The organism is Paracoccus angustae (genome assembly GCF_042648745.1).
Classification (GTDB): domain Bacteria; phylum Pseudomonadota; class Alphaproteobacteria; order Rhodobacterales; family Rhodobacteraceae; genus Paracoccus; species Paracoccus angustae.
Genome location: NZ_JBHRXY010000023.1, coordinates 32691 through 39427 on the forward strand (window position 1 = coordinate 32691; position 6737 = coordinate 39427).

The 6737-nt window shown below is 67.9% G+C and carries 6 protein-coding genes; 4 read left to right on the plus strand and 2 right to left on the minus strand.

Going from position 1 to position 6737, the window contains the following annotated elements; genetic code table 11:
* Positions 1 to 200: 200 nt before the first annotated feature.
* A complete protein-coding gene (locus tag ACFOM8_RS17680) occupies positions 201 to 785 on the minus strand; it encodes a VPLPA-CTERM sorting domain-containing protein (RefSeq protein WP_377763469.1) in 585 nt (194 codons plus the stop codon).
* A 338-nt stretch (positions 786 to 1123) separates the two neighbouring features.
* On the opposite strand from ACFOM8_RS17680, the gene ACFOM8_RS17685 reads away from it, so the two are divergent.
* A complete protein-coding gene (locus ACFOM8_RS17685; RefSeq protein WP_377763470.1) occupies positions 1124 to 2083 on the plus strand; it encodes a glycosyltransferase in 960 nt (319 codons plus the stop codon).
* A gap of 4 nt (positions 2084 to 2087) precedes the next feature.
* Here ACFOM8_RS17685 and ACFOM8_RS17690 read toward each other — a convergent pair whose 3' ends face one another.
* Entirely contained in the window at positions 2088 to 3083 is a 996-nt protein-coding gene (locus ACFOM8_RS17690) for a polysaccharide pyruvyl transferase family protein (protein ID WP_377763472.1), read from the minus strand.
* 393 nt (positions 3084 to 3476) lie between these two features.
* On the opposite strand from ACFOM8_RS17690, the gene ACFOM8_RS17695 reads away from it, so the two are divergent.
* The 3 genes from ACFOM8_RS17695 to ACFOM8_RS17705 all read left to right on the plus strand — a co-directional run.
* Positions 3477 to 3737, plus strand: coding sequence for a spike base protein, RCAP_Rcc01079 family (locus ACFOM8_RS17695; RefSeq protein ID WP_377763474.1), 261 nt, complete (start codon positions 3477 to 3479; stop codon positions 3735 to 3737).
* Positions 3734 to 4636 carry a hypothetical protein gene (locus ACFOM8_RS17700; protein WP_377763475.1) on the plus strand — a complete coding sequence of 301 codons (903 nt, stop codon included), beginning with the start codon at positions 3734 to 3736 and terminating at the stop codon, positions 4634 to 4636. The genes ACFOM8_RS17695 and ACFOM8_RS17700 overlap by 4 nt, the downstream gene beginning before the upstream one ends.
* Positions 4633 to 6737: hypothetical protein (locus ACFOM8_RS17705; protein WP_377763477.1), on the plus strand; the 2105-nt coding region annotated here is incomplete at its 3' end. The genes ACFOM8_RS17700 and ACFOM8_RS17705, both read left to right, overlap by 4 nt.

Here is a 6737-nt window from a genome sequence, read left to right on the forward strand (position 1 = left end):
GAAAATACCTATGCAACCGCTGAAAAGGAAATGGCAGTTTCCCTTATAGCGCGACCTTACCGCGCGGGGATAACAGTTTCATGTTGTCCATGCAGACAAGTCGGTCAAATCTTCGCGGCCTTTTCAGGAACCTGCAAAAACGGCGTGCAGCACAAAGCCCGCCCTGGCCGGGCGGGCTTCGCGGTTTCCGGCAGTCCGGATCAGGCGGCGGGCTTGCGGCGGCGCAGCGCGGCCAGGCCGCCGAGGCCCGCCAGCATCAGGACGCCGGCTGCGGGCAGCGGAACGGGCGAAACCTTGATCGCGCTCAGGTCGAAGCCGTCATGGCTGGTGGTCGCCGGGAAAACGGTCCGCGACACGTCGACCAGCTTGATGTATTCGAAAGCCGTCGAGGCCACGACATTGTTTCCGCCAACGAAGTTGGTGATCGTGCCCAGAAAGGTCTCGACCCCGTCCAGGACCGAATAAACCTTGGCGGCCTCGTCATGGCCGGCCTTGCGGTTGAACGTGATCTCGAAGGCCTGCACGTTCTGCGGGTTGGTGAACAGCGGCAGCGCGAAGCCCACCGTGATGTCGCCGCCGAAGCCGAGCGCGTAGAACGTGCTGTCGTCCGTATCCACGGCATTGTTCACGTTCTGGCGGTCATTGGCCGCGCAGGCGCGTGCCGAGCCGGTGCAAAGGCCGGCGTTCACGTCGATCACGCTGTTGGCGTAATAGGTCGCGGCATGGGCGCCGGCGGTGGAAGCGGCCAGAACAAGGCCGGCCAGGAGGGTCTTCAAAACGGTCATCGTACACCTTTTCACTCGTTATCGGCACAGGATCGGCACCGGCCGACGTTCCCGCGGATTTTTATCATCTTCCGGCAAGGACGGACAAGCCTCGGAAATGGTTAACAGTCCATGGGGAAGAATTATTCAAGCCTGTTGTATGGAAACCGATGCCTGGCCTGCATCACGGGTTGCGGGATTTCGCGCAGCGCAATCTGGGGCTGAGATTTTGCCGCCCGGACGGGATCTCCGTCCCGTTCCGGGCGGTGTTGCCGGACCCGGCAAGGGTCCGCCCGCTTGTGATTCGGCCGCAGGACAGGCAGAACCCGCCTGTCGATCCCCGAAGGAAAGGTCTGCCCGTGTCTTCCCCGATCCCGCGAAGGGCCGATGATCGCGCCTATCTTCTGGTTTCTCCCTGCCGGAACGAGGCCGGTCACATGCGCCGCACGCTGGACAGCGTCATCGCCCAAAGCGCGCCGCCGGCGAAATGGATCATCGTCGACGACGGCTCGACCGACGACACCCCGGCGATCCTGGCCGAATACGCGGCGCGCCATTCCTTTATCCAGGTCGTGACAAAGCCCGACCGCGGCCACCGCGCCGTGGGCCCCGGCGTGATCGAGGCCTTTTATCACGGGCTGGACCAGACGGATGCCGGGGCCTGGCCCTATCTGTGCAAGCTCGATCTCGACCTGGATCTGCCGCCCCGCTATTTCGAGATCCTGATGGCGCGGATGGAGGAAAACCCCCGCATCGGCACCTGTTCGGGCAAGCCCTGGTTCCGCACCGCCACGGGCCGCTGGATTTCCGAGAAATGCGGCGACGAGATGTCGGTCGGCATGACCAAGTTCTATCGCCGGGAATGCTTCGCACAGATCGGCGGCTTCGTGCGCGAGGTGATGTGGGACGCCATCGACTGCCACAAGGCCCGCCAGCTTGGCTGGATCGCGGTCAGCTGGAACGACGACGACCTGCGCTTCGAACATCTGCGCCCGATGGGCTCGTCGCAGAAAAGCGTCTTCACCGGGCGCAGGCGGCACGGCTTCGGACAGTATTACATGGGCTCGGATCCCCTGTACTTCATCGCCACCGGGATTTACCGCATGGCCCATCCCCCCTACGTGCTGGGCGGGCTTGCCACGATCCAGGGGTTTCTGGCCGCCTGGCTGCGCGGCGAAAGCCGGCACGGGGACGCCGAGCTGCGCCGCTTCATCCGCGCCTATCAGCGCCGCGCGCTGACCGTGGGCAAGGCCCGCGCCGTGGCCGAGATCGAGGCCGAACGGGCGGGCGCCTGGCAGCCCCCGGCTTCCCCGGCCTGAGGCGTCAGGCCCGTCCCAGATCGGCGTCGATCCGGCGCTGGACAAGGGCAAGCCTGTCGCGGATCCGCTCGATCCTGTCCGCCACTACGCCGTCGCGGCTCAGGTGGGGGGCGCTGCTGCTGGCCCGCCTCAGGTCGCGGCCGATCGCAAGCTCCAGCACCGGGGCAAGGGTCTTGGCCAGGCCCTTCACGCGCCGGCGCCCTTTCTCGCCCAGATCCGCCGGATCCGGGGTCGCGGCGCGGGCGGAACCGGGCTGGCCGCCGGCGCCGCCCGGGTCCGGCCCCGCGGCCCTGGCCGGACGCAGCCTGGCCCGGGCATCGCGCAGCAGGAACCACAGCTTCCGGGGCAGAACCAGGGCGTCCTGGATCCGCATCGGCACCTCGACGCTCTCGGCCCAGTCGTGCCATTTGAATTCGTTGAACTCATTGGAAATCCTGATCGGAACCCAGGGAACCCGGAAGGCATCGGCAAAGATCGCGGCATGCATGGATTCCGCCACCACGAGACCGGCGCAGGCGATGTCGGCAATAACCGCATGAGCCTCGCCCCCGGGCAGCACGACGCGCAGGCCGGCCTGGCGGCCGATCCGGTCCCAGTCCAGATCCAGCCGCGCGGTCGATCGGTGCGGGATGAAAATCGTCCCGCCCGTCCCGCGCGGCAGGCCGGAAAACCGCGGCATCGTTGTTGCCATGCAGGCGGGATCGGTGATCGCCAGGCCCCGTTCCGCGCCGATCAGGGCGGCGGTCCGCGGCCCCCGCACCCAGGAAATGTCGACCTTGCCGCGGTCGATGCCGTGGGCTGTGCCATAGCCCGCGCCGCTGCCGCAAACCAGGACGCGGCCATGGGCGTCCAGGATCTTTCTGCCCAGGATGGTCCCGATGCCGAACAGCGTCACGTCCGGCTGGGCGTCGCGCCAGCCCGAAAGCAGGCCGTCCCAGAACCATTCGTTCATGTCGTCGCCGAAATTTCCCGCCGACGACACCGAATAATAAAGCTTCATCGCGCCCCCTGGAATGACCGGGCCTTGACGGCTTCTGAACGGACCGTTTCGGTTTCTTCGTGCCCATGGTGGGGGATTCGTGCAACGAAGAAGTGGCGTCGCGCGGAAAACCGGAAGGGTCGGCCGCTGCGGGGTCGGGAAAAAAGGCCTATCGGCACCGCTGATTCCCGCGGGCAGGGGGCCCGGGTGCGGCCCCAAGGCCCCGGAAAAGCCTGGGCAAAGTCCCGGCGCGGTCCCGGAAACGGCAAAACGCAAGCCGGAAACGGGCGTTGCCGATGCAACGGCCGGTCGGTCCACCAAGCCTTAACCCTTCTTTAACACACTTCCAGGCGCCGTTATTCAACCGCGCCGTTCCGACCCGTGTCTCGGGCGGTCGGCCTCCAGGAGGCCTTCATGAACGATCCTTTCCGCAACCAGGTGCCCGGCCTTGAAAGCCCGGCTGCCCGGCTGGCCGGCGTCACGCCCAGCGACACGGCCGATCTGGCCTTTCCGACCCGCGCCATCGCCGTCGGAACCGAGGGTTTCGTCCAGCTGATCACGATCGCCGGGGACACGGGCCGCGTTTTTGTCCTGCCCGGCGCCCCCTTTCCGATCCGCGCGCGCCGCATCCTGTCCACCGGCACCTCGGCCACCGATATCGTCGCGCTCGCATGATGCTGAAGATCGGCGTGGGCTATGCCCCGCGCGCCCCGCGTGCGCTGCAAGCGCAGCCCGTGCAGGGGCTTCTGGTCGCCGTCGCTTCGGACAACGCGTCGGTGCCGGTCAACCCGGTCGCCCTGACCGTCGAGGTCGCGGCCCCTTCCCCCCATGCCGGCAGCTATCTGCTGGCCCTGGCCGACCTGGCCCGCGGACCCGTCTGCCTGGCGGCGCCGGCCATCCGGGACGGAGATGACGGGCTGGCCGCCGAACCGGGCCTTTGGGCCTGCGACGCGGCGCGCGGCCCGGTTGTCGTGACCCGGCAGTGGCTGGCAAACGGCACGGTCATCGCGGATGCCGCGGGACTTTCCTTTGCGCCGGCCGCCAGCCACGCCGGACAGGATATCGTTCATGCCGAAACCGCCGCCCAGGGCGAGATCCGCGCCACCAGCCTGTCGAAGGCCCTGGCCTTGCCGATCGTGGCCACGCCCGAACCCGCCAGGCTGAGCGTGGCGGGCGATGCGACGCTGGGGCTGGTCGTCGATCCCGCCGGCACCGCCGGGATCGAGATCATCGAGCCGCAGATCTATGCCGGCAGCTACACGATCCAGGCCGCGGAGCTGAAAAAGGGACCCTTGTGGCTTGTGCCCGCCCGGATCGGCGGAACCGCGCAGGTCGGCGCCTCGCTGGGCGTGGTTTCCCGCGGCCTTCCCGTCGGCGACGGCGATGCGGCCCCCATGTCCCGTCAAGGCCAGTGGCAGCGCGACGGCGCCCCCATCCCGGACGCGACGGGGGAAACCTACCAGATCCAGGCCGCCGATGCGGGCCGCAGGATCGGCTTTCTGGAAACCGCGACGGACAGCCACGGCGCGCGCCGGCAGATGTCGAACGAGATTGCGATTGGAGGCACGTCGTGAAGATCGATTTCAATTTCGCGCCCGACACCCGGGTGACGCTGGCCGCGAACGGCCAGACCGAGAGTGTCGATCTGTGGTCGCGCGCCCACAAGCTGCTGCAAGGCCATGCCGGGCGCATCAACGTCTATGACCAGGCGCTGTCCGCGCCCTCGTCGGGCAGCGCGGTCGCGCGCGGTGACGGCAAGACGACGCTGAACCTGCTGGACGTCAGGGACGCGGGCGATGTCGCCCTTTCCATGCAGGCGGACCGCAAGGCGGTGGTTCGCGCCCAAAGGCAGCAAAAGCGCGGCCATCCGTCCGGCGAGGGCTACTGGCTGCCGGTGGACGGCAGCAACCGCTTTGTCTGCGAGCCGGGCCAGCGGCACCGCAAGATCTATGTCTCGCTGTCGTCCAGCGCCCTGACCAGGGCCACGATCGCCGCCCATGCCACGGCGGCCGGCACCGCCACGACCGAGGCGCAGGTGACGGGCGCCTGGCTGCTGGCCCGCCCGCAATACGGCGGCACGCCCCAGATGGCGATCCATCAGGATGTCCTGGCCCTCTACAGGGCTGCGGTTGTCGCCGACAACCAGCCTTGCCGGTCGGATCATTATTTTCTGGAGCGCGGCCACGACTACAGCGGCTTTGACTGGGGCGGGCTGATGGGCGAGGACGAGCTGCACCCGATGGTGATCGCGGCCTGGGGCGCGGGCGCGGCCCCGGTGGTCCGGCTGGCCAACAACTTCCTGGCAAGCCCTTACTGCGTTTTCCGGGACGTGCAGACCAACCGCGAAAAGCTGCGCCAGTGGTACACCTTCTGCCATGCCTACGATCACGTGGACATCGGCCTGGCCATGGAGCTGTCGAACAACTGGCTGGTCACGGTGCGCGAAACGACCATCCTCCGGGCCTGGTACGACGCGCCCCTGTCCGTCTCGTCGGACGGCAAATGGGTGGCCAACGGCAACCACCTGCCCGGCATCTATGCCGGCACCGAGGGCATCGTGATCGACAGCTGCCTGATCGACCATGCCGGATGGGCCGACGGCTACGACCACAACGGCTCGGCGACCATGCCCCAGCCGGTGACGATGTTTTCCCACGCCATCTATCTCAGCGAGGGCAGCCTCGACGTCACCATCCGCGACAACCTGCTGTCGCGGGCCTCGTCCTGCGGGGTGCAGCTGCGCGCAGGCGTGCATCTGGAGGGCAACCTGTTCGTCGACAATAACCTGCAAGCCGCCGTCAACAGCTTCGCAGGAACCGCGCAATTCAACAACATGCTCGACAACGTGGCCTTCTCAGCAGGTTACAAGAGAGTCGCATATTCCGAAGGGGCGGTGGACTGGGGCTACGACGTGAACGGCCCCTTGTCGGCGATGAAGGGCAACGTCATCGCCCACCGCGCCAATCCCGACGACCCCGCCGAGGTGGCCGCAAAGCCGGGCACCAACTGGCTCTACGGCGTCTCGACCTCGGCCAAGCTGGCCGACGACACGCAGTCGTGGAAATGGTCGTCGCAGAACCGGGGCGTCGAGGGCATTCCGGCCGCCACCCTGGACCAGACCACCATCCAGCGGTTTGCCGGAACGCTGGCGGGCCAGGCCTCGCGCACGATCGCCGAGTTCGTGGCCGACACCGCGGCGGCGCCGAGCATCGGCGATGTCGTGCGCCAGGGGGTGCGCTGGACCAAGAGCCGCTTCGGCCGCCCGGTCCCGGCCCGCACCACCCCCGCCGATCTGGTGTTTCTGCCCGACCCCGACCTTGACGGCTTCCGCTGGGACAACCGCTACAACTGGTCCACGGGCGACCTGCCGGGCGCCCATGCGGCGGACACCGTGGACCTGGCCGGGAACTTCGTGCGCTTCGGCCTTGCGAACGCCGGCATCGCCGCCCTGAAAAGCGGCGGCGGCACCCTGGACGTGGCTTCGGGCAGGCTGACGGCCGGCGCGCTGACCGATGCCCTGGAGGCGCGGATCCGACAAGCCGGGCAGCTTTGGATCGGCGGCGCGGCCCACCCCCTGGCCGTCAGGGCCACGGCGGGTCGGCTGGCGCTGACCGGCAAGGCCGCCGCCCTGGATCTGCATGCCGGCGGCCAGGCCCAGGTGCTGCTGGGCCCCGA

What these genes read in the sequence shown, in the direction of transcription:
- ACFOM8_RS17690 (WP_377763472.1), bottom strand. Translation starts at nt 3,083, where the DNA reads ATGAAGCTTTATTATTCGGTGTCGTCGGCGGGAAATTTCGGCGACGAC.
- ACFOM8_RS17695 (WP_377763474.1), top strand. Translation starts at nt 3,477, where the DNA reads ATGAACGATCCTTTCCGCAACCAGGTGCCCGGCCTTGAAAGCCCGGCT.
- ACFOM8_RS17680 (WP_377763469.1), bottom strand. Translation starts at nt 785, where the DNA reads ATGACCGTTTTGAAGACCCTCCTGGCCGGCCTTGTTCTGGCCGCTTCC.
- ACFOM8_RS17700 (WP_377763475.1), top strand. Translation starts at nt 3,734, where the DNA reads ATGATGCTGAAGATCGGCGTGGGCTATGCCCCGCGCGCCCCGCGTGCG.